24 protein-coding genes are annotated in these 22097 nt (G+C 66.1%); 11 read left to right on the plus strand and 13 right to left on the minus strand.

What is annotated here, in order from left to right; translation table 11 throughout:
• The first annotated feature begins 53 nt into the window (after positions 1-53).
• From VGU00_RS17740 to VGU00_RS17755, 4 genes are read left to right on the plus strand one after another with little or no spacing between them, the layout of a single operon-like run.
• The gene (locus tag VGU00_RS17740; protein ID WP_327470917.1) at positions 54-674 is read left to right on the plus strand and encodes an ankyrin repeat domain-containing protein; all 621 of its coding nucleotides are present in this window, start codon (positions 54-56) and stop codon (positions 672-674) included.
• A gap of 57 nt (positions 675-731) precedes the next feature.
• Positions 732-2006, plus strand: a complete 1275-nt coding sequence (gene ribB / locus VGU00_RS17745; protein WP_327470919.1) for a 3,4-dihydroxy-2-butanone-4-phosphate synthase — start codon at positions 732-734, stop codon at positions 2004-2006.
• Positions 2006-2431, plus strand: a complete 426-nt coding sequence (gene ribH / locus VGU00_RS17750; RefSeq protein WP_327470921.1) for a 6,7-dimethyl-8-ribityllumazine synthase — start codon at positions 2006-2008, stop codon at positions 2429-2431. Before ribB ends, ribH begins: the two co-directional genes overlap by 1 nt.
• Positions 2424-3044 carry a hypothetical protein gene (locus VGU00_RS17755; protein ID WP_327470922.1) on the plus strand — a complete coding sequence of 207 codons (621 nt, stop codon included), beginning with the start codon at positions 2424-2426 and terminating at the stop codon, positions 3042-3044. Before ribH ends, VGU00_RS17755 begins: the two co-directional genes overlap by 8 nt.
• A gap of 55 nt (positions 3045-3099) precedes the next feature.
• On the opposite strand, the gene VGU00_RS17760 is transcribed toward VGU00_RS17755, so the two are convergent.
• Entirely contained in the window at positions 3100-4185 is a 1086-nt protein-coding gene (locus VGU00_RS17760; RefSeq protein WP_327470924.1) for an alkene reductase, read from the minus strand.
• 113 nt (positions 4186-4298) lie between these two features.
• Here VGU00_RS17760 and VGU00_RS17765 point away from each other — a divergent pair, with 113 nt between their 5' ends.
• From VGU00_RS17765 to VGU00_RS17790, 6 genes are read left to right on the plus strand one after another with little or no spacing between them, the layout of a single operon-like run.
• On the plus strand, positions 4299-5204 hold the full coding sequence (locus VGU00_RS17765) for a DMT family transporter (protein ID WP_327470926.1): 906 nt from the start codon (positions 4299-4301) through the stop codon (positions 5202-5204).
• A 5-nt stretch (positions 5205-5209) separates the two neighbouring features.
• On the plus strand, positions 5210-5875 hold the full coding sequence (locus tag VGU00_RS17770) for a COQ9 family protein (protein WP_327470928.1): 666 nt from the start codon (positions 5210-5212) through the stop codon (positions 5873-5875).
• A 57-nt stretch (positions 5876-5932) separates the two neighbouring features.
• A complete protein-coding gene (locus tag VGU00_RS17775) occupies positions 5933-6193 on the plus strand; it encodes a FeoA family protein (protein ID WP_327470930.1) in 261 nt (86 codons plus the stop codon).
• Complete coding sequence (feoB, locus tag VGU00_RS17780; protein ID WP_327470932.1) at positions 6190-8049, plus strand: ferrous iron transporter B; 1860 nt, start codon at positions 6190-6192, stop codon at positions 8047-8049. Before VGU00_RS17775 ends, feoB begins: the two co-directional genes overlap by 4 nt.
• Before the next feature lie 33 nt (positions 8050-8082).
• Entirely contained in the window at positions 8083-8637 is a 555-nt protein-coding gene (gene ssb, locus VGU00_RS17785; protein ID WP_327470934.1) for a single-stranded DNA-binding protein, read from the plus strand.
• Between the two features lie 12 nt (positions 8638-8649).
• A complete protein-coding gene (locus VGU00_RS17790) occupies positions 8650-9120 on the plus strand; it encodes an MmcB family DNA repair protein (protein ID WP_327470936.1) in 471 nt (156 codons plus the stop codon).
• A 6-nt stretch (positions 9121-9126) separates the two neighbouring features.
• On the opposite strand, the gene VGU00_RS17795 is transcribed toward VGU00_RS17790, so the two are convergent.
• The 5 genes from VGU00_RS17795 to VGU00_RS17815 all read right to left on the minus strand — a co-directional run bounded on the left by VGU00_RS17795 (position 9127) and on the right by VGU00_RS17815 (position 13882).
• Positions 9127-9744, minus strand: coding sequence for a riboflavin synthase (locus VGU00_RS17795; protein WP_327470938.1), 618 nt, complete (start codon positions 9742-9744; stop codon positions 9127-9129).
• A 9-nt stretch (positions 9745-9753) separates the two neighbouring features.
• Positions 9754-10698 (minus strand): bifunctional diaminohydroxyphosphoribosylaminopyrimidine deaminase/5-amino-6-(5-phosphoribosylamino)uracil reductase RibD, encoded by a 945-nt coding sequence (ribD, locus tag VGU00_RS17800; protein ID WP_327471750.1) that lies wholly within the window; start codon positions 10696-10698, stop codon positions 9754-9756.
• A 35-nt stretch (positions 10699-10733) separates the two neighbouring features.
• On the minus strand, positions 10734-11201 hold the full coding sequence (locus tag VGU00_RS17805; RefSeq protein WP_327470940.1) for a hypothetical protein: 468 nt from the start codon (positions 11199-11201) through the stop codon (positions 10734-10736).
• Positions 11202-11583: 382 nt separating this feature from the next.
• Positions 11584-12045 carry a thioesterase family protein gene (locus VGU00_RS17810; RefSeq protein ID WP_327470942.1) on the minus strand — a complete coding sequence of 154 codons (462 nt, stop codon included), beginning with the start codon at positions 12043-12045 and terminating at the stop codon, positions 11584-11586.
• 10 nt (positions 12046-12055) lie between these two features.
• Positions 12056-13882 carry an aminopeptidase P family protein gene (locus VGU00_RS17815; RefSeq protein ID WP_327470944.1) on the minus strand — a complete coding sequence of 609 codons (1827 nt, stop codon included), beginning with the start codon at positions 13880-13882 and terminating at the stop codon, positions 12056-12058.
• A 68-nt stretch (positions 13883-13950) separates the two neighbouring features.
• Between VGU00_RS17815 and VGU00_RS17820 the strand changes: the two genes are divergently transcribed.
• On the plus strand, positions 13951-16128 hold the full coding sequence (locus tag VGU00_RS17820) for a S9 family peptidase (protein WP_414713586.1): 2178 nt from the start codon (positions 13951-13953) through the stop codon (positions 16126-16128).
• Positions 16129-16150: 22 nt separating this feature from the next.
• Here the strand turns inward: VGU00_RS17820 and VGU00_RS17825 are convergent, their stop codons facing one another.
• From VGU00_RS17825 to VGU00_RS17855, 7 genes are all read right to left on the minus strand, one after another.
• Positions 16151-16492 (minus strand): hypothetical protein, encoded by a 342-nt coding sequence (locus VGU00_RS17825; protein WP_327470946.1) that lies wholly within the window; start codon positions 16490-16492, stop codon positions 16151-16153.
• Entirely contained in the window at positions 16489-17103 is a 615-nt protein-coding gene (locus VGU00_RS17830) for an HAD family phosphatase (protein ID WP_327470948.1), read from the minus strand. Before VGU00_RS17830 ends, VGU00_RS17825 begins: the two co-directional genes overlap by 4 nt.
• Positions 17104-17200: 97 nt before the next feature.
• The gene (ykgO, locus tag VGU00_RS17835; protein WP_003046794.1) at positions 17201-17326 is read right to left on the minus strand and encodes a type B 50S ribosomal protein L36; all 126 of its coding nucleotides are present in this window, start codon (positions 17324-17326) and stop codon (positions 17201-17203) included.
• Positions 17327-17415: 89 nt separating this feature from the next.
• The gene (gene rpoN, locus VGU00_RS17840) at positions 17416-18873 is read right to left on the minus strand and encodes an RNA polymerase factor sigma-54 (protein ID WP_327470949.1); all 1458 of its coding nucleotides are present in this window, start codon (positions 18871-18873) and stop codon (positions 17416-17418) included.
• Between the two features lie 14 nt (positions 18874-18887).
• Positions 18888-19703: an LPS export ABC transporter ATP-binding protein gene (lptB, locus tag VGU00_RS17845; RefSeq protein ID WP_327470951.1), complete on the minus strand. Its 816-nt coding sequence runs from the start codon at positions 19701-19703 to the stop codon at positions 18888-18890.
• A 108-nt stretch (positions 19704-19811) separates the two neighbouring features.
• Positions 19812-21194, minus strand: coding sequence for a phosphoglucomutase/phosphomannomutase PgmG (pgmG, locus tag VGU00_RS17850; protein ID WP_327470953.1), 1383 nt, complete (start codon positions 21192-21194; stop codon positions 19812-19814).
• A 32-nt stretch (positions 21195-21226) separates the two neighbouring features.
• Positions 21227-22036: a division plane positioning ATPase MipZ gene (locus VGU00_RS17855; RefSeq protein ID WP_327470955.1), complete on the minus strand. Its 810-nt coding sequence runs from the start codon at positions 22034-22036 to the stop codon at positions 21227-21229.
• Between the last annotated feature and the right edge of the window lie 61 nt (positions 22037-22097).

A 22097-nucleotide genomic window follows, 5' to 3' on the forward strand; every position in this document is an offset into this window, starting at 1 on the left:
AACCATTGTCGTCGCAGGTGCGGCGGACAAATTGTCTCAGGGGTCGCCCGATCATGTTCCGACGCGTGGAGCTTCGCCTCGCTTCCTTCCTTCTCGTCGCGGCGGCTGCCGCGGCGACGGTCCATGGCCCGGCTGCGGCACAGTTCCGCGGCGGATATGCGTTCCTGCAGGCGGTCGACAGCCGCGACGGCACCAAGGCGACCGAAGCGCTGAAGGACGACCCCTCGTTCGTCAACACGCGCAACCCCGACACCGGCGAGACCGCGCTGGCGATCGTCACCAAAAGGCGCGACATCACCTGGCTGCGTTTCCTGCTCGGCAAGGGCGCCGATGCGTCGATCGGCGACCGGCAGGGCGTGACGCCGCTGATGCACGCGGCGCTGATCAATTTCGCCGACGGCGCGCAGGAACTCATCGACGGCAAGGCACCGGTCGACCAGGCCAACCGGCGCGGCGAAACCGCGCTGATCCTCGCGGTGCAGAACAAGAATGCCGCCGTGGTGCGGCTGCTGGTGCGGAGCCGCGCCAATCCCGACAAGGCCGACCATATCGCCGGCATGTCGGCGCGCGACTATGCCAAGCGCGACGACCGCACGGGGCAGATACTGGCGATCCTCGACGCCAAGCCCGACGCGCCGATCCGCGACCTCGGCCCCCGCATCGGGCCCAATTGATCAGGGCAATGTGATATCTGGATTGACATTCACATTATGATGTGAGACATGGCCTTCATGTCTACACAGCTCATCGAGCGCATCCGCGCCATCGTCGACGACGGGACGATGTCCCGTTCGGGTCTTGCCCGTGCCGCCGGGCTTCACGCCAACAGCCTGCGCGACCTCGACTCGCCGGGCTGGAACCCGACCGCCGAAACGCTGCGCAAGCTCGAAAACTGGCTTGCCACCGGCAGCGACATCTCGCCGATGGCCAGCCCCGAAGAGATTATCGCCGAGGCGCGCAACGGTCGCATGTTCATCCTCGTCGACGACGAGGATCGCGAGAATGAGGGCGACCTCGTCATCCCCGCACAGATGGCGACCCCCGATGCGATCAACTTCATGGCGACGCACGGCCGCGGCCTCGTCTGCCTGACCCTCACCAAGTCGCGCGTCGACACGCTCGGGCTCGAACTGATGAGCCGCAACAACGGCACGCGGCACGAAACCGCCTTTACGACGTCGATCGAGGCGCGCGAAGGCGTGACCACGGGCATTTCGGCGGGCGACCGCGCGCGCACGGTTGCCGTGGCCATCGATGCCGGCAAGGGCCGCGACGACATCGTCACCCCCGGCCATATCTTCCCGCTGATCGCGCGCGACGGCGGCGTGCTCGTGCGCGCAGGCCATACCGAAGCCTCGGTCGATATCGCACGGCTTGCCGGGCTCAACCCGTCGGGCGTGATCTGCGAGATCATGAACGACGACGGCACGATGGCGCGGCTCGACGACCTGATCCCCTTTGCGCGGCGCCACGGGCTGAAGATCGGCACGATCGCCGACCTGATCGCCTACCGCAACCGCACCGACCGGCTGGTCGAATGCGTCGCCGACGAACCGTTCGAATCGGACTATGGCGGCGACTGGCGCCTCAAATCCTATCGCAACAAGATCGACGGCAGCGTCAATTTGGTGCTGCAGAAGGGCCCCGTCGACCCCGAAGGCGTGACGCTGGTGCGTATGCACGCGGTGTCGATCTTCGACGATATCATGGGCCGTCCGGGCCCGAAGAAGCGCCGCCTGCAGCGGTCGATGGACGCCATCGGCGAAGCCGGCAGCGGCGTGATCGTGATGCTGATGCGCCCGCTGCCCGGATCGGCCGACGCCGACGCGGTTCCCCCGTCGGCGGGCGGCATGGACCTTCGCACCTACGGGATCGGCGCCCAGATCCTCGCCGACCTTGGCGTGCATGCGATGGAACTGCTCACCCCCACCCACAGCAATATCGTCGGCCTCGAAGGCTATGGCCTGTCGGTCGTCGGCGAACGCCCCATTCCCGGAGAAGCCTGATGGCGCATGTCCTGATCGTCGAAGCCCGTTTCTACAGCCACCTCAACGACATGCTGCTCGACGGCGTGCGCAGCGCGCTCGAGACCGAAGGGCACAGCCACGAGACCGTGACCGTCCCGGGTGCGCTCGAAGTTCCCGCCGCGATTTCGCTGGCCGCGGACAGCGGCCGCTATGACGCCTATGTCGCGCTCGGGGTCGTGATCCGCGGCGAAACCTATCATTTCGAGGTCGTGTCGAACGAGAGCGCGCGCGGCATCATGGCGCTGACGCTCGATGGCCTGGCGATCGGCAACGGCATATTGACGGTCGAGAATGAAGAACAGGCGCTTGCGCGCGCCGGCAAGACGCGCAAGGATAAGGGCGGCGAAGCGGCGAAGGCCGCGCTCGCGATGCTGGCCCTGAAGGAACAATTCGGCATTGGCTGATCGACTGCCCCCCAGCCGCTATTCCATCGTCGAACGCGGCGGGCGGCTGGTGGTCATCGACCGCGATACCGGCCAGACGCCGCCGACCGCGGCCGAGCGCATGGCCGAACATGACCGGCGGATGGGGAATGACCGGATCGTGCCTCCGGCGCGTCCGGCGGAGCCCGCGCGGGCCGCGGTCGCCGAGCCGGCGCCGCAGCGCCAGCCGTCACGCCCGCCGAACGAGCGGATGGCAGCGGCGGTCGCCGAAATGACCCGCAAGCAACCGTGGAGCCAGAAGCCGAATGGCGCTGCGCAGCCATCGCAACCGGCACGGATCGCGGCGCGCCCGCAGCCGACCGCAAGCACGGGCGCTCGCAAGACGATCGTCACGAGCAAATGGTGGGATTCGAAGGGCCCGCGTACGATCGAACTGGGACCGCAGGGTCAGGGCGAACTGACCGCCGGTTTCATGACGCTGTTTTTCGTGGCGCTGATCGCCGCGATCCTTGCGATGTTCATCGCCCCGGTCCTGTTGTTCGCCGCGGCGTTCCTGCTGTTCCGGTTCGGCGGCAAGATTCTCGGCCCGATCGGCGCCGGCATCGTCGACAAGGCAGTCGCCCAAAAAGGCTAGGTGGCCGGACGGTGCCGCTCCCCGCGAGACCGGGAGCGGCACCCGTCGTAGCCGGTCAGGCGTTCACCAGCGCCGGATAGTCGGTGTAGCCCTCGGCCCCCGGCGAATACCAGGTCTGCGGATTGTCGGCCGCCCATTCGGCGCCGCTCCGGATCCGCTCGACGAGGTCGGGATTGCCGATGAAGGGCCGTCCGAAAGCGATCGCGTCGGCCTCACCGCTTGCCAGCGCCGCTTCGGCGAGCACGACGTCATAGTCGCTGTTGAGGATCAGCGGCCCCTTGAACGCCTGCCGGATCGCCGGCGACTGCTTGGGCACATCGGTCCTGCCAAAAGTCCCCTCGGGCCCCGGTTCGCGCAGTTCGAGGAAGGCGATGCCGAGCGCGGCGAGCGCCGCCGCGGCCGCCGGGAACAGCTTTTCGGGTGCGCTGTCGTCGACGCCCTGCGTCGCACCGTTGGGCGACAGGCGGACCGCGACCCGGTCCTTGCCCCACACCCCGATCAGCGCTTCGGTCACTTCGCGGAGCAGGCGGATGCGGTTCTCGACCGAACCGCCATAATCGTCGTCGCGCAGGTTCGAATTGTCGCGCAGGAACTGGTCGATCAGATAGCCGTTGGCGCCGTGCAGTTGCACGCCGTCGAAGCCGGCCTTCTTCGCATTTTCGGCGGCGTGGACATAATCGGCGATCACGCGCGGAATCTCGTTCAGTTCGAGCGGGCGCGCGACTTCGAGATCGCGGCGGCCGACCGGCGTATGTGCGCGCCCCTCGCCGACGGTTGCCGATGCCGAGACCGGCGGTTTCCCGTCGTTGAACACCGAGTGGACGAGGCGGCCCATATGCCAGAGCTGCGCGACGATGCGCCCGCCCGCGGCATGGACGGCGTCGGTGACGGGCTTCCAGCCCTCGACCTGCGCGTCGGTCCACAGCCCGGGTGCGCTCGGCCAGCCAAGGCCTTCCTGCGAGATGCCGGTGGCTTCGGAGATAATCAGGCCCGACGATGCGCGCTGGCGATAATATTCGAGCGCAAGCTCGTTCGGCACGAAGCCCGGTCCCGCGCGGCCGCGCGTCAGCGGCGCCATGACGATGCGGTTCGGCGCGTCGATCGCGCCCAATTTTATCGGATCGAACAGTGATACGGCCATGTTTCCTCCACGTTTCACTTTCTCCGCGACGGCCCCATCGGTCGTCGCTATGGCCCGCGAAGCTATGGACGCAGCGGTGCCGGCACAATGGTACGTAGCAAAAGAAAATCTAAATGACAGCGAAGATGGACAGGATTGACGAGGCCGCGGGCAACGCGTCCGGCCGCTGGGCGTTCGCCGCGCTGATCGGCGGCAATGTCGCGCTGTCGCTCGGCGCGATGCTTGTCCGCCTCGCCGATACGGGGCCGACCGCCTCGGCCTTCTGGCGGATGACGATCGCGCTACCGCTGATCCTGCTTTTCGCCTGGCGCGAAAGCGGCGGAAAGGCGCCCCCGCGCCCGGCGATGCTGATCGCCGCAATCGCCGGTATCTTTTTCGCGCTCGACCTGGCGACCTGGCACATCGGCATCCTCCATACCAAGATCGCCAATGCGACTTTGTTCGGCAATTGCGCGAGCCTGTTGCTCGTCCTGTGGGGCGTGTTCCTGACGCGCACCCTGCCGCGCGGCTGGCAGGCGCTCGCGGTGCTCCTCGCCTTCGCCGGATCGGCGCTGCTGATGGGGCAAAGCTATGAAATGTCGTCCGACTATCTGCTCGGCGACCTTTTGAGCCTGCTCGCGGGGGTGCTTTACACCTGTTACGTCATCCTGATGCAGCGCGTGCGCGGCACGCTCGCGCCGTGGACCGCGCTCGGCATCGCCTCGGTCGTCTGCGTCCCCGTGTTGCTGGGCACCGCACTGGCGCTGGGCGAGGCGATCGCGCCGCGCGACTGGACCCCGCTGATCCTGCTCGCGCTGACCAGCCAGGTCGTCGGGCAAGGGCTGATGATCTGGTCGCTGCCGCGCTTTTCGCCGCTCGTGCTCGGGCTGACGCTCCTCATCCAGCCCGCGATCGCTGCGCTTGCCGGCTGGCTGATGTTCGACGAGCGGCTCGGCGCGGTCGATATTTTCGGCGGGATGCTCGTCGGTGCGGCGCTCGTCCTGATAAGGTTGCCGAGCCGCCGCGCGGCGCCTATCTGATCATCATGGCCTCGATCCTTCCCGCCGACCCGACCCTCGACGAGATTCGCGCCGCGCTCGCGCCGCTGATCGCCGCATCGGCCGCCTTCGACGGGTTCGGCGATGCCGCACTGCTCGATGCCGCAGCGCGCGTCGGCGTCGACGCCGATGTCGCGCGGCTCGCCTTTCCTGGCGGCGCGCGCGACATGGTCGACGCCTGGTTCGCCGACGTGGATGCCGAAATGGAACGACGCTGGCCGGCCGAAAAGCTCGCGACGCTCAAGATCCGCGAGCGGATCACGACGCTCGTCGAAACGCGCATCGACCTGCTCGCGGGAACGCGCGAATCGCTGCGCCGCGCGCTCGCGCTGCTCGCGCTACCGACGAATGCGCCGCACGCCGCCAAGCTCGGCTGGCGCGCTGCCGACCATATGTGGCGGCTCGCCGGCGACACCGCGACCGACTATAACCACTACAGCAAGCGCGCGATCCTCGGCGCCGTCTATGGATCGACGATGGCGGTGTTCCTGAACGACGAGAGCGAGGGCTTCGCCGACACGCGCGCCTTCCTCGCGCGCCGGATCGATCAGGTGATGCGTTTCGAAAGCTGGAAGCATCGCCGCGCCGCGCGCAGCATCGAACGCCCGAGCCTCGCGCGCTTCGTCGGGCGGCTACGCTATCCGGGACGGTAATCATAAATTACAATGCGGGGCTGGCGCTGGCGGGCGGTTATTGATAATCGCTCGCAAATGACTGCTTTGCTCGAAAATCTGCTGGATCGGGCGCCGCTGGGCGTCGCGGTGCGGATCGCCCGTATCGACTGGACCGCGATGTCCGAGGACGAAGGGCGCCGCCTGCGCGAATTCGGCCTGATGGAAGGAAGCGAAGTCACGCCGCTCCACCGTGGCAGCATCTTTTCACGCGATCCGCTCGCGCTGACCGTCGGACGGATGAAGGTGATCATCCGCGCCAAGCAGGCGGCGGCGATCACGGTCGAGCCCACGGCATGACCGGCGCCATCCCCTCGATCGCGCTCGTCGGCAATCCCAATGCCGGCAAGTCGAGCCTGTTCAACGCGCTGACCGGCGCACGGCAGAAGATCGCCAATTATCCGGGCGTCACCGTCGAGCGCAAGGCGGGGCATGCGAGCTTTGCCGACGGCCGCCCATTGTCGCTGATCGACCTGCCCGGCACGTACAGCCTGACCCCCGCGAGCCTCGACGAGGCGGTGACGCGCGACGTCGTCCTCGGCCGGCAGGAAGGCGAAAAGCGCCCCGACGCGCTGATCGTTGTGCTCGACGCGGCGAACCTCGACAATCATCTCTGCTTCGCGCTCGAACTGCTGGCGCTGAACCTGCCGACCGTGGTTGCGCTCAACATGGTCGACCTTGCCGAGCGCGACGGGCTGACCCTCGACGCCGAACGCCTGTCGAAAGAGCTGGGCGTTCCCGTCGTCCCGACCGTCGCGGTGCGCAAGCGCGGGCTGACCGAGCTGCTCGCCGCCATCGACGAGGCGATCCGGTCGCACCAGCCGCGTGCCGCCGAAGCCGCGCCCGCGAACGACGCATCGCTTCACCAGCGCGCGCGGACGATCGCACGCGCCGCGATCCTGAACGAAACGCCGGTGCGCCGCTGGACGCAGCGCGTCGACAATATCGTGCTCCACCCGATCGCCGGGATGGTCATCCTGCTCGCGCTGATGTTCGTCATGTTCCAGGCGGTCTATGCCTGGGCCGGCCCGCCCGCCGACGCGCTCGAAGGGCTTGTCGGCGTCGCCCAGACGTGGGTGGTCGACAATATCCCCCAGAATTTCCTGCGCGACCTCGTCGTCGAAGGACTGCTGGCGGGCGTCGGCGCGGTCGTCGTCTTCCTGCCGCAGATCCTGATCCTCTTCCTCTTCATCCTGCTGCTCGAGGCATCGGGCTATATGACGCGCGCCGCCTTCCTGATGGACGGGCTGATGGGCAAGGTCGGATTGTCGGGGCGCGGTTTCATCCCGCTCCTCTCCAGCTTTGCCTGCGCCGTCCCCGGCATCATGGCGACGCGCGCGATCCCCGACGAAAAGGACCGGCTGACGACGATCCTGATCGCGCCGCTGATGACCTGTTCGGCGCGGCTGCCGGTCTATGCGCTGATCATCGCCGCCTTCATCCCCAACCGCGGCGTCGCGGGCACCGGTATCGGGCTGCAGGGGCTCGTGCTCTTCGGCCTCTATGTCGCGGGCATCGTCGGCGCGCTCGTCGTCGCCTTCGCGCTCCGCCGCACCGTCGCGAAGGGAACGAGCGCGGGCTTCATGATGGAAATGCCGCGCTACCAGATGCCCGGGTGGCGCGACATATTGCTCGGCCTGTGGCAGCGCGCGTGGATCTTCCTCCGCCGCGCCGGCACGATCATCGCGATGACCACCGTCGTCCTGTGGCTGCTCCTGACCTTTCCGCAGGCGCCCGAAGGCGAAAGCCAGGTCGAATATAGCGTCGCCGGTCGCATCGCGAGCGGGCTCGAGGTCGTGGTCAAGCCGATCGGTTTCAACCACGACATCGCGCTCGCGCTGATCCCCGCGATGGCGGCGCGCGAAGTCGCGGTGTCGGCGATGGCGACCGCCAACGCCATCGATGCCGGCGACGACGAGGAAGCGATGGCGCAGACGCTGGGCGAACGGCTGCAGGGCAAATGGAGCCTTGCGACCGCACTCGCTTTCCTCGCCTGGTTCGTCTTCGCGCCGCAGTGCATTTCCACAATCGCGATCACCCGCCGCGAGACCAACGGATGGAAATGGCCGATGTTCATGGTTGGCTATTTGTTCCTGCTCGCCTATGCCGCTGCTGGTATCACTTACTGGACAGCCGTCGCCTTTGGCCTAGGCTGATCCTCCCAACTTTTGAGCGGAGCGGAGCGGCGGATGGCTGGCAGCGTCAACAAGGTAATTTTGGTCGGCAATCTGGGCGCCGATCCCGAAATCAAGTCGTTCCAGAACGGCGGCAAGATCGCCAATATCCGCATCGCGACCAGCGAACAGTGGAAAGACCGCATGTCGGGCGAGCGCAAGGAGCGCACCGAATGGCATAATGTCGTCGTCAACGGCGACGGGCTGGTCGGCGTGGTCGAGCGTTACCTTAAAAAGGGCTCGAAGGTTTATATCGAAGGTTCGCTGCGCACCCGCAAATGGCAGGATCGCGACGGCAACGACCGTTACACGACCGAGATCGTGATCGCAGGCATGGGCGGCACGCTGACCATGCTCGACGGCGCGCCGGGCGGTGGCGGCGGCTCGCGCGGCGGCGGCGGCGACAGCTGGTCGCAGGGCGGCGGTTCGTCGGGCGGCTGGGATCAGGGCGGCGGCTCCTCCTCCGGCGGCGGGAGCTCGGGTGGCGGCTGGAACCAGGGCGGCGGCGGCAGCTCGGGCGGCGGGCGCCCGCCGTTCGACGACGATCTGGATGACGACGTCCCCTTCTGAGGCGCTTGAGAAATGGCAGGTGACTTGCTGACCGCCGCGGATGTCGCGCGCGGCGTGTGCCGGCTGTTCGCGCAGCAGGGCTTGGTCGCGATCCCCGAAGTCACCTTGCCCAACGGGCGGCGCACCGACCTCACCGCGATCGATGCAAAGGGCCATATCACGATCGTCGAGATCAAGGTCAGCCGCGCCGACCTGCACGGCGACGGCAAATGGCCCGACTATTGCGACTGGTGCGACCGTTTCTATTGGGCGCTCGCATCGGGGCTCGACCCCGCGATCCTCGAAACGCCCGATTATCGTCCCGAAAGCTCAGGGCTGATCATCGCCGACCGCTACGGCGCGGCGGTGGTGCGCGAAGCCGCAAACTGCAACCTCGCGCCCGCACGCCGCAAGGCCGAGCTGCTCCGGATCGGGCGGCTCGCGATGCGTCGCTCGATGCTCGCCGCCGACCCCGAGCTCGCGGCGAACTGGATCGAAGGTTAGTAACGCCTAGACGCCGCGCGCCTGCATCCGCGCGAGGTAGCGCGCAAGGATGTCGATCTCGAGATTGACCGGGCGCCCCGCGGCGGCTTCGTCCAGCGTCGTCATCTCCTGCGTGTGCGGGATGATGTTGAGCGTGAAATGCGCCTCGCCGTCCGGCTGGTCGATCACCTCGTTGACCGTCAGCGAGACGCCGTCGACGGTGATAGAGCCCTTGGCGGCGATATGCGGCGCGAGCGAAGCGGGCGCCGCGACGGTGACGGTGACGCTGTCGCCGACGGGTTCGACCGACACAATGCGCCCGATGTCGTCGACATGGCCGGTGACGATATGCCCGCCGAGTTCGTCGCCGATCTTCAGCGCGCGCTCGAGGTTGAGGCGGCGACCCGCGTCCCACATGCCGGGCGCGGTGCGCGCGAGCGTTTCGCCGCTGGCGTCGATCGCAAACCAGTGGCCGTCGGCGTCGGCGCCCTTGTCGACAACGGTCAGGCACGCCCCCGAGCAGGCGATCGAAGCGCCGAGGTCGATCGTTCCGGTGTCGTAAGCGGTGCCGATAACGAGCCGCGTATCGCCGCGGTCCTCGCGGCTGCGGATGGTGCCGATGTCGGTGATGATGCCGGTGAACATGCAGGTTCCTCAAATAGTCCTGACGCGCTCGTAGACGTCGAGCCGGTCGGTGCCAAGCAGGCGGCTGTCGGAAAGGCGCCAACGGCCATGCGCGTCGGCAAGATCGGTAAGACCAATGTCGCCGAGTGCGGGTTTGCCGCCGCCGATGAGGATCGGCGCACGATAGAGCAAGAGCCGGTCGACGCGGTCGGCGGCGAGGAACGCCGACGCCGCGCCCGCACCGCCTTCGACGAGCAGCGAATCGACATCGTTGATCGCCTCGGGGGACGAAACGGCGGTCCAGCCTTCGGGCGCTTCGCCGCGCGTGAGCAGCAGTTTCTTCGGGCTGCGCTCCTCAAGCCCCTGCAGCCGTACATCGAGCCGCGGCGCATCGACCGCGTGCGTCCTGCGTCCGACGAGGATCGCCTGATGCTGCGCGCGCTCCAGATGGCCATGCGCCCGGGCACGGTCGCCCGTGATCCAGCGGCTCGATCCGTCGGCGCGCGCGATACAGCCGTCGAGAGAGGTTGCGAGCTTGAGCGTGACGAACGGCCGCCCGTCGGCCCGGCGCGTCCACCAAGGCGCCATCGCGGCGCGCGCTTCGGCGGGCAGGACATTGAAGACGACCTCGACACCCGCCGCCTGCAACCGCGCGATGCCCTTGCCGTCGGTCCGGGCGTCAGGGTCCTGCGCGGCGATCACGACGCGCGCGATCCCCGCGGCAATGAGCAGGTCGCTGCACGCCGGGCCGCGCGGGCTCGCATGCGCACAGGGTTCGAGCGTGACATAGGCGGTCGCGCCGCGCGCGGCATCGCCCGCCGCGGCAAGCGCCACCGCCTCGGCATGCGGGCGGCCGCCCGCCTGTGTCCAGCCGCGGGCGACGACCATGCCGTCCTTCGCGATCAGGCAACCGACATTGGGGTTGGGCGCCGATTCCGGCCGGCCGCGCTGCGACAGGGCGATGGCCGCGGCCATCCAGTCGGCATCGGTCGGCAAACGTTGCACCGCGATCAGTCGGCGGCTTTGGGCTGGGCGCCGCGCGCCGCGCGTTCGGCGAGCGTCGAGCGCAGTTGTACTCGCTCGGGCTTTTTCTTCGCCGCCGCCGCCGCTTCTTCGCCCAGCGTTTCGCGCGTCACCTTGTCGGCTTCGCTCGAATCATATTCGATGCCGAGGCTGTCGGCGAAGCGCTGATATTCGGCGCGCTTCTTGGCATTCTGCAGCGTCGTTTCCTTGGCGCGCGCTACCCAGTCGGCGCGAATCTCCGCGGCGCTGCGGTTCGCGGTCCAGTTCTCGAAATAGATGATCTGGGCCTTCGGCTTTTCATAGGGGATCAGATATTGCTCGACGCCGTTGAAAACGAGCCAGGTCAGCGCCAGCGCGACGCCCCAGATCGCCCAGCGATGCGGGCGGGGTTCGCGAATATAGGCCCAGAAATCGGACACGCCGCCGCCGATGTCGGGTTTTTGAAACATCCTCATCGCGCCAATTTAGGCGATCTCGTGCCATTTTGCGAGGGGGCGCGAACATCGGTCGATTGCGCCGGATGATCGCTGGGAACGTTATCGATTGCAAAAAATGCAATAGCGGATGCTCTTTTCGCAGTTGCAACATTCATTGTGCAGTGCAATATCACACTTGCCTTTTAGGCATCCTCTCCCAAAACTTTCACGGGCCACCCACGGGTGGCCCTTTTTTTTCGACTTTTTTGGTTGAGAGGGTCGATTCGGTTCTTTTCGCTCGATTGCAGCACCGGCCCGCTCCCCCACCCGGCCTCCCTGGGCTACTGTCGTTAGGGAGGCCGGGTGGGGGAGCGGGCCGGTGCCGCGCGTTTCCGCGTCGCGGAAACAATTCAATATCTTATCAGTCTTGTGTCGGGGTTCGGGTTTCGAATCGTCGCACTTCGGCGATGAAGCTTCCGGGCAATGGGGTTGGTTTTCCGCTATCGGTATCGAGATGCGCGTAGCTGATTTCGATGTCGGTCAGCCGCTCATTTCCGCGAAAAACGCCGCAATGGACCGTGAAGCTCGTGCGACCGAAGCGGCTGATTCGCGCCGCGATCGTGATCAGTTCGTCGAGCCTTGCGGGCGCGTGATAGTCGATCTCGCAATGCGTTTCGCGGATGTCTGTACCATATTGGTGAAAATACGGACCGGGCTGCCCCTCACCCAGCGCGCGAAAATATTCGGTCACGCCGATATCGGCGTAGACCAGATAATTGGCGTTGAAGACGATATTCTGCCCGTCGATCTCGTTGAAGCGCACGCGAACGCGCTCCTGCACGCGGAAATCGGAGAGCGGCACGGCGCTGCGATGCTCGGTCATGCGTGCGCGCTCATGCGGCAAGCGCGGCAGGCGCGCGATCGAGCGGCGCGCAGGCGGCTTCGAGCCAGGCACGCTCCTCGTCCTCGACCCCCGCGCCAAGCTTTTCGAACACCTCGGCATGATAGGCGTCGAGCCAGTCGGCCTCGGCCGCCGACAGCAGCGACACATCGACGAGGTTCTGCGCGATCGGCGCGAAGGTGATCGTCTCGAACCCCAGCATATCCTCCTCGGCGCCGACGATGCGGACCGGGGTAACGACGACGAGATTTTCGATCCGGATCCCGAAAGCGCCCGCCTTGTAATAGCCGGGCTCGTTCGACAGGATCATGCCCGCGTGCAGCGGTTCTTCGGTCCCCGCCTGCCCGCCCGCGGGCTTGGCGATCCGCTGCGGCCCTTCGTGCACCGCGAGATAGGATCCGACGCCGTGGCCGGTGCCATGCGCATAATCGACCCCGTCGGCCCACAAATATTGGCGCGCGAGGATGTCGAGCTGGCTGCCGCGCGTTCCCTTGGGGAAGCGCGCCGTCGCGAGCGCGATATGCCCCTTGAGCACCTGCGTGAAGCGGCGGCGCATTTCGGCGGTCGGGCTGCCGATCGCGATCGTGCGCGTGATGTCGGTCGTGCCGTCGGCATATTGGCCGCCCGAATCGACGAGGTAGAGCGTCCCGGTTTCGACCGCGCGGTTGGTCGTTTCGTCGACCTTGTAATGCGGCAGCGCGCCATTGGGCCCAGCGGCAGAGATCGTGTCGAACGACAGGTCGCGAAGCACGCCGCTGGCATCGCGAAATTCGCGCAGCTTCGCCGCGGCGCCCAGCTCGTCGAGCCCGCCCTGCGGCGCCGCCTCTTCCATCCATTTGAGGAAGCGCGACACCGCGACGCCGTCGCGGACATGCGCGGCGCGCGTGCCGCTCAATTCGGCGTCATTCTTGATCGCCTTGGGCAAAACCGCCGGATCGCGATGGCGGGCGATCTTCGCGCCGGCGCTTTCGAGCGCGGTAAAGATCGCCGCGACGGCGCGGTCGGGATCGACCGCCACCTTCTTGTCCGTGAGGTCGGCGAGTGCCGCCTCGAACGCACTGCGGTCGTGGATCCGCACGCTGTTGCCGAGATGCGCGCGCACCGCGTCGGTGAGCTTTTCGGGGGCGATGAACAGGTCGGTGGTCGCGTCGGCGTGGAGCAGCGCGAAGGAAAGGCCGACCGGCGTATGGCTCACGTCGGTGCCGCGAATATTGAAGGTCCACGCGATCGAATCGAGCGCGGTCATCACCGTCGTGTCGAGCCCGTTCGCCTTCAGCCAGTCGGCGATGATTTCGCGCTTTTGGGTCGCGGCTTGCCCGGCAAGCGCGGCGTCGTGGACCGTCACCACCGCATCGCTCGGTGCGGGCTGGTCGTCCCATGCGGCGTCAATCGGGTTGGTCTCCACCGCGACGAGGTCCGCGCCCTTTGCCGCCAGTGCCTTTTCGAGGCCGCGCGCCCAATCGATGCCGTGGAGCCAGGGATCGTAGCCGACCTTCTGCCCCGCGCTGACGTTCGCACCGAGCCATTCGGCGACGCTCGACTGCGGCACGCCGACATAGTCGAACAGCGACCCGTCGACCTGATCGCGCACCTGCACCGTATAGCGCCCGTCGACGAACACCGCCGCCTTTTCAGGCAGCACCGCCGCGGTCCCGGCCGAGCCGCCGAAGCCCGTCAGCCACGCCATGCGCTGCGCATAGTCGCCGACATATTCGCTCATATGCTCGTCGCTGATCGGCACGACGAAGCCGTCGAGGCCGCGCGCGGCCAGTTCGGCGCGGACGCGGGCAAGGCGTTCTGAATGGACGGGGCTGGACATGACGCGTTCCTTATTCCTACATCGCGGCCATCCTGCCCAATCGGGCGACACCGCGGGGGATTTTCGTGATGCGCGCTATTTGGATGTTTCTGGCAGCAATTGCCACCCCGCTTGTCGCATCGTCCCCGCTGCTTGCTCCCGCCCTGTTCGCCAAAGAGAAAGACGCCGCATTGACCAGCCCGACCCCTGCCCTGCCCGCCGCCCCCGTCGCGGAAAAGCGCCCGCATGAAATGACGCTGCACGGCAAGACGCTGTCCGACCCCTATCACTGGCTGAAGGACGAGAGCTATCCGGTCATCGATGACAAGGATGTGCTCGACTATGTGAAGGCCGAGAATGCGTATTTCGATGCCGCGATGAAGCCGCACGCCGCGCTCGTCGAGACGCTGTTTCAGGAGATGAAGGGCCGGATCAAGGAGGCCGATTCGTCGGTGCCGCAGAAGGACGGCGACTGGGTCTATTGGGTCGAGTTCGAAGAGGGCGCCGAGTACAAGAAATGGTATCGCAAGCCCGTCGCGGGCGGCGAACCCGTCCTGATCCTCGACGAAGTCGCGATGGCCGCGGGCAAGGATTATTTCCGCCTCGCCGAAGTGTCGATCAGCCCGAACGGCAAGCTGATGGCCTATTCGTTCGACGACAATGGTTCGGAGCGGTTCGAAGCGCGCATCCGCAATCTCGAAACGGGCGAACTGCTGCCCGACACGATCCCGGGCACCTTGTCGTCGCTCGTCTGGACGACGGGGAACGATGCGATCCTCTATGGTCTCGCGAACGAGAATTGGCGCACCGACAATGTCCGGCTGCACAAGCTCGGCACGCCGGTCGCCGACGACAAATTGCTCTACAAGGAGTCCGACATCGGTTTCGGGGTCGGGATAGGGAAGACCGCAGCCGACAATTATATAGTCATCGCGACGGGCGATAATGAGACGAGCGAGGTCTATCTGCTCCCCGCCGACAATCCCGAGGCGAAAATGCAACTCGTGTCGGCGCGCAAGAAAGGCCGCGAATACAGCGTCGATGAGCGCGATGGCACGCTCTACATCCACACCAATGACGAACATGCCAATTTCCGCGTCGCGACCGCTGACATCAGGGCGCCGGACGAGTGGAAGACGCTGATCGCCGGGTCGGACGACAATTATCTCACCGGCCTCGCGATCTTCCGCGACTATTTCGTCCTCGAATCGCGCGAAAAGGGCGTCGACCAGGTCGATATCCGCAAATATGACGCGCCGCTGACCCCCGGCCGCGTCAAATTCCCCGAAGCGACCTATGTCGCGGGGCTCGGCGACAATCCCGAATATCATCAGGACAAGCTGCGGATCGACTATGAGTCGATGGTAACGCCCGACACGGTGTTCGACTACGACCTCGCGAGCCACAAGCTCGAGACGCTGAAGGTGCAGGAGATTCCTGCCGGTTATAACCACGACGACTACGTAACCGAATTGGTAAATATGCCGTCGCGCGACGGCACGCCGGTTCCCGTGTCGCTCGTCTACAAGAAGGGTACGCCACGCGACGGTAGCGCACCGATGCACCTCTATGTCTATGGCTCTTATGGCTACCGCGTCCCGCCGGGCTTTTCGACGACGCGTTTGAGCCTCGTCGACCGCGGCATGATCTATGCGATCGCGCATGTCCGCGGCGGCGACGACCTCGGCCGCGCCTGGTACCTCGCGGGCAAGACCACCGAGCGTAAGAATACCTTCAACGACTTCATCGACGTCGCCAAAGGCCTGATCGCCGCCAAATACACGAGCGCGGGCAAGATTTCGATCGAGGGCCGCTCGGCGGGCGGGCAGGTGATGGGCGCGGTTTACAATCAGGCGCCCGAATTGTGGGGCGCGGTGCTCGCGGGCGTGCCCTTCGTCGATGTGATCAACACGATGGTCGACGAGACGCTGCCGTTGACCCCCGGCGAATGGCCCGAATGGGGCAACCCGATCACCGACAAGGCGGCGTTCGACTATATGCTGAGCTACAGCCCCTACGACAATGTGACGGCGAAGGCCTACCCACCGATGCTCGTGTCGGCGGGGCTCAACGACCCGCGTGTGACCTATTGGGAACCCGCCAAATGGGTCGCGAAGCTCCGCGCGACGCGGACCAACGACGCGACGCTGCTGCTGCGCACCAACATGGGCGCAGGCCACGCAGGCAAATCGGGCCGCTGGGGCGCACTACGCGAGGATGCCGAGGAGTTCGCCTTCGTGCTGACGCAGCTCGGGGTGGAGAAGTAAGGCACGGACCCAGGCGATTGGGCTAAAGTTCCTTGCCCAATCGGTCCAGCCACGCCTTGGCCTGTTTCGGTTCGCCCGGAGCGTTTGTCGAGACGGGGCCGCGCGATGCCTCGAACTCCTCGTGCAATGCGAACGGCTGCAAGCCGAGTTGATCGCGCATCTGGTCGATTTCTTCGCCCCGGTCGCACAGGTCCGTGATGACGGGTTTCCATTTGGCGCGGGTCGCGCGATCTTGATTGTGATCGAACAAGCCCCACGAACCGGCAGCGACCTTGCGCAAGGCTTCGAGCAGCACCTGCTCATATTCGGCTTCCAGTTCGACTCTTCGGGTGTCGAGGCGCTCAAGGCGATCCGCTCGACTCATGGAGCAACCAGATATCCACGCGCCACCAACTCGCGTTCCAGCGTCTCCGCATCGACGAACCGGTGCCCCGCGATCCCGACCGATTCGGCGCCCGCGACATTGGCGGCGACATCGTCGATGAAAAGCGCACCCGCGGGGTCGATGCCGAATCGCTCGATCGCGAGGCGGTAGATCGCGGGATCGGGCTTCATCAGCTTTTCGGTACCCGACACGATAATATCGCGGAAGCGGTCGAAGATCGGTTGGGTCGGGCGAAAGCCTTCCCAGAATTCATGGCCGAAATTGGTGATCGCGAAGAGCGGCACACCCGCCGCGTCGAGGCGCTCGACCAGCTCGAGGCTGCCCGGCATCGGCCCGGGAATCGTCTCGTTGAAGCGCGCCGCATAGGCATCGATCAGATCGTCATGCCCCGGAAATTCGGCCTTCAGCTCAGGCAACATCTCGGCGAGCGGCCGGCCGGCGTCGTGCTGGAAATGCCACTGCGGCGTGACGACATTAGTGACGAACCATTCCAGCTCGTCCTTGTCGGCGATCAGCTTGGCGAACAGGTGGCGCAGGTCCCAGTCGAAGAGGACGCGGCCGACGTCGAAGATCACGCTCTGGCGAATCATAGGCTTCCCAAACACGCGAAAGCGCCGCCGGAAGCATCCGACGGCGTCACGCTAACTCGCAAATGCGCGCGGGGCGGAAAACGCCCCGGCAGGGCCATTAGCCCTGGCGCGCCTTGAAGCGGCGGTTGGTCTTGTTGATCACATAGGTGCGGCCACGGCGGCGGATAACGCGGTTGTCCCGGTGGCGGTCCTTCAGCGACTTCAGGCTGTTGCGAATCTTCATGATCTCTGTCCGTAAATCTTGGCGTATTGACGCGAAGCGGCGCAACTATGGGGATGCGGCCTGAAAGTCAACCGCCTTTCCGGCCAAAATCAGCCCGCGAGCGCCTTTTGCCGTCGCCGCTGCACCGACGAGCCATAGCCCATCGCTTCGCGATATTTGACGACGGTGCGCCGCGCGATGTCGTGCCCCTCAGCGGACAATTTCTGTGCGATCGTCTCGTCAGACAGGATCGCTTTCGCATCCTCGGCTTCGATCAGCGCCTTGATCCGGCTCTTCACCGCCTCGGCGGACACCGCGCCGTCACCCTCGACCGCCGAAATCCCCGACGAGAAGAAATATTTGAGCTCGAACAGCCCGCGGGCGCAGCTGAGGTACTTGTTGCTCGTCACGCGGCTGACGGTCGATTCGTGCATGCCGATCGCCTCGGCGACCTGGCGCAGCGTCAGCGGGCGCATATGCGCGACGCCGTTGAGGAAAAAGCCTTCCTGCTGCTTCACGATCTCGCTCGCGACCTTGACGATCGTGCGCTGGCGCTGGTCGAGCGCGCGGACGAGCCAGTTGGCACCCGCGAGCTGTTCGGACAGCCACGCCTTGCTCTTCGCCGCCGCGCCCTGCGCCAGCTCGGTATAATAGCGGCGATTGACGAGCAGCCGCGGCAGCGTGCCGTTGTTGATCTCGACCGCCCAGCCCTTTGCGGTCTGGCGGATATAGAGGTCGGGGACGACCGCCGGCGCGCCCTCGCCGCCGAATCGGAGCCCGGGGCGCGGATCATAGCCGCGCAGTTCGCGAATCATGTCGGCCAGATCCTCGTCGTCGACGCCGCAAATGCGCTTCAGCTGCGGGAAGGCGCCCTTGGCGACGAGGTCGAGATGCGCGATCATCGTCGCCATCGCGGGGTCGTAACGGTCTGCTTCGCGCGCCTGGATCGCGATACATTCGGCAAGGTCGCGCGCGCCGACGCCCGAGGGGTCGAAGGTCTGGACAACGCCCAGCACGGCCTCGATCAGCGCGAGCGGCACGCCGAGCTGCGCGGCGAGTTCGGCAAGGTCGGCGCGCAGATAACCCGTCTCGTCGATCAGCGCGACGAGCTGTCCCGCGACGATCGCCTCGATCCCGCCGAAGCGCTCGCCGACCTGTGCGAGCAGATGGTCGTGGAGCGTGCCGTCATGGTCGGCGAAGCTGTCGAAATCGATATCCTCGCCGCCGCCCGACAAGCCGATATTGTCGCTCGCGCTGTCGTGATGAAAGCTGTCGGCGGCGAGGTCGACGTCGAGATCGTTCGCGGTCCCGCCATCGACCGACAGCGCCTGGTCGGCATCGAGCGAAGCGGCTTCGGCAGCGGGCGTTTCGCCCGCCGGCTCGTCGCCGAACCCGGCGTCGCTGTCGGCCGGCGACGCATCGAGCAGCGGATTGCCCTCGAGCGCCTCGGCCAGGTAGGTTTCGAGTTCGAGGTTCGACAGCGCGAGCAGCTTGATCGCCTGCTGGAGCTGCGGCGTCATCACCAGCGATTGCGACTGGCGGAGATCGAGGCGCGGACCCAACGCCATCAGCGGCTAGCTGTTCACAAGGAGAAGCCCTCGCCGAGATAGAGGCGGCGCACCTCGGGATCGGCGACGAGCTCTTCCGGGGAGCCGGCAAGCAATACCTTGCCATCGTAGATGATGCAGGCGCGGTCGACGAGGTCGAGCGTCTCGCGCACATTATGATCGGTGATGAGGACGCCGATGCCGCGCGTCTTGAGGTCCGCGACGAGGTCGCGAATGTCGCTGATCGACAGCGGGTCGATCCCCGCGAACGGTTCGTCGAGCAGCATGATCGACGGGTTCGCCGCGAGCGCGCGCGCGATTTCGGCGCGGCGCCGTTCACCGCCCGACAGCGCCATCGCCGCCGAATCGCGGAGGCGCGTGAGCCCGAATTCGTCGAGCAATTCTTCCATCCGCCGCTCGCGCGCGATCTTGTCGGGTTCGCTGAGCTCGAGCACCGCACCGATATTCTGTTCGACCGTCATCCCGCGAAAGATCGAGGTTTCCTGCGGCAGGTACCCGAGCCCGAGGATCGCACGGCGATACATCGGCAGCGCGGTGATGTCGGCGCCGTCGAGCATGATGCGCCCGGCGTCGGGCTTCACCAGCCCCATGATCGAATAGAAGCAGGTCGTCTTGCCCGCACCGTTCGGGCCAAGCAGGCCAACGACCTCGCCCTTGCCCACCGACAGCGACACATCCGACAGCACGACGCGCTTGTCATAGCTTTTCGCAATCGAAATGACGGCGAGCCCGTTGCCCGCGGCGGCATCCTCGCGGACATGCGCCTTGTGCTCGGTGACGCCATGATCGCCTTCGATCAGCGTGCCAGCGATGGATTCGTCGTCGGTCATAAGTCGATCGGTTCCGTTTCTAGCCCCCGCGCGGCGTTACCCCAGCGACGCGGCGAACGTCAATCTGGCAAGATTTTTGCAGGGCGATGAAACCGCCGCAGGCGGCGCCTAATGCGCGGCCTGCGGCCCGCGCACGATCCCCGAGAGCGCGAGCTGTTCGTCGATCGCGGCGAGCAACCGCGCCAGTGCCGCCTCGTCCTTTGCCTCGGCGCGCGCAACGAGCACATCCTGCGTGTTCGACGCGCGGAGCAGCCACCAGCCATCGTCCGTCAGCACGCGCGCGCCGTCGGTGCGGTCGACATCAGCCCCCGATGCGGCAAGGCGGTCCAGGACTTCGTCCACAATGGCGAATTTGCGCACCTCGTCGACCTGGAAGCGCAGCTCGGGCGTGTTGACCATCGGCGCCATGCCACCGCGCAATTCGGTCACGCTCTGCCCCAGCTTCGTCGCCGCCTCGATCAGCCGCACCGCGGCATAGGGTGCGTCGTCATAGCCGTAATAGCGGTCGGCGAAGAAGATATGCCCGCTCATCTCGCCCGCAAGCGGGCTGCCGGTTTCCTTCATCTTCGCCTTGATCAGGCTGTGGCCGGTTTTCCACATCAGGGGCGTGCCGCCGAGCTCTGCGACGCGGTCGAACAGGGCCTGACTCGCCTTCACATCGGCGATGACGGTGGCGCCGGGCACATCCCCCAGTACCGCCGCGGCATAGATTTGCAGCAGCTGGTCGCCCCAGATCACCCGGCCCTGCCCGTCGATCGCACCGATGCGATCGCCGTCTCCATCGAAAGCGACGCCGAAATCGAGGCTCTTCTCGGCGACCAGCTTCCGAAGATCGGCAAGATTCTTCTCTTCGGTGGGATCGGGATGGTGGTTCGGGAAATGGCCGTCGATGTCGGTGAAAAGAAGATGATGCTCACCGGGCAGGCGCGCGGTCAGTTTCTCGACGACGGTGCCGGCGGCGCCGTTGCCGGCGTCCCAGCCTATGCGGAACGCCCCGCCGGCGAAGCCCTCGACGAGGCGGTCGACATAGGCGTCGACGATGTCGATGCTTTCGGCCGTGCCCTCGCCAGCATCCCAGTCCCCGGCGGCGGCCATTTCGCCGATCCGCTGAATGTCGGCGCCGAAGAAGGGACGCCCCTGAAACACCATCTTGAAACCATTATAGTCGGGGGGATTGTGGCTGCCGGTTATCTGTATGCCGCCATCCACATCCTCGGTTGAGGCGGCATAATAGAGCATCGGCGTCGGCCCGAGCCCGACGTTCAGCGCGTCGATCCCGGCGGCGTTGATCCCCTTGATCAGCGCGTCGGCGAGCATCGGCGACGACAGCCGCCCGTCATAGCCGACGGCCACGCGCTTGCCGCCCGCGCGGCGGACCAAAGTCGCGAAGCCGCGGCCGATGGCATAGGCGTCGGCGTCGGACAGCGTATCGCCGACGATGCCGCGGATGTCATATTCGCGGAGCATCGTCGGGTGGAAATCATGCGTCATCGTTGATCCTCTTGGGGGAGCGCGAGGGGGGTTCAGGCGGCGGCGAACAGGTCGCCGTCGGGATGGAAGCGTTCGCGCGCGGGCAGGTTGAGCCCGCCCATCGCCTCGCGCAGCTCCTGCCGCGCGACGACATGGCCGATACCCATGCCGCCGAGATGCGCCTTGTCGAGCAGGGTGAGCCCCGCGGGGAAAAGTTCGCGATAGATCACGCGTTCGCCGAGCCCTGGAATGACGCGAAAACCGACGCGGCGCGACAATTGGGTCAGCGCCTCGCCGACGCGGCGCATATTGTGCGCGTCGACGTGCTGGAGGCGGTTGCGCAGGATGATCCAGTCGATCGTCCGTCCGTCGGCCTTGGCGCGCGTCTTGCGCGTGTCCCAGATCAGCTCCGAATAAAAGCTCGGGCGGACGACCTGGAACGTCTCGGGGTCGACCTGTCCGATCAGGTCGAAATCGATGAAGCTGTCGTTGATCGGCGTCACCAGCGTATCGGCGCTCGTCGCGAGATGGCGCGCGAACATATCGTCGCGGCCCGGCGTATCGGCGATCAGATAGTCTGCATCCTCGGCGAGCCGCGCGACCTGTTCGTCGAGTTCCTCGATCGTCGCGCCCTCGAACACTTCGAAACGCGGCGTCGGCAGCGCGATCTCGCGGCGCTTCGCGGTCTGCTCGCGATTTTCGAGATAGCGGTGGAAGGTGCGCTGGCGCGGGTCGAGGTCAATCCCCGCGACGCGCCACCCCTGCGTTGCCAGTGCGACCGCGAAATGCACGGCACAGGTCGATTTGCCGGTCCCGCCCTTTTCATTGGCAAAGATGATGCGGTGCGGTGCGGGCGTCGTCATGAGCGTTGCGATTTTCCTGTTTGCGCGGCATGGGCGGCCGGCGCGCGAAATGATATAGTCG

Source organism: Sphingopyxis sp. (assembly GCF_035944815.1).
Lineage (GTDB): Bacteria > Pseudomonadota > Alphaproteobacteria > Sphingomonadales > Sphingomonadaceae > Sphingopyxis.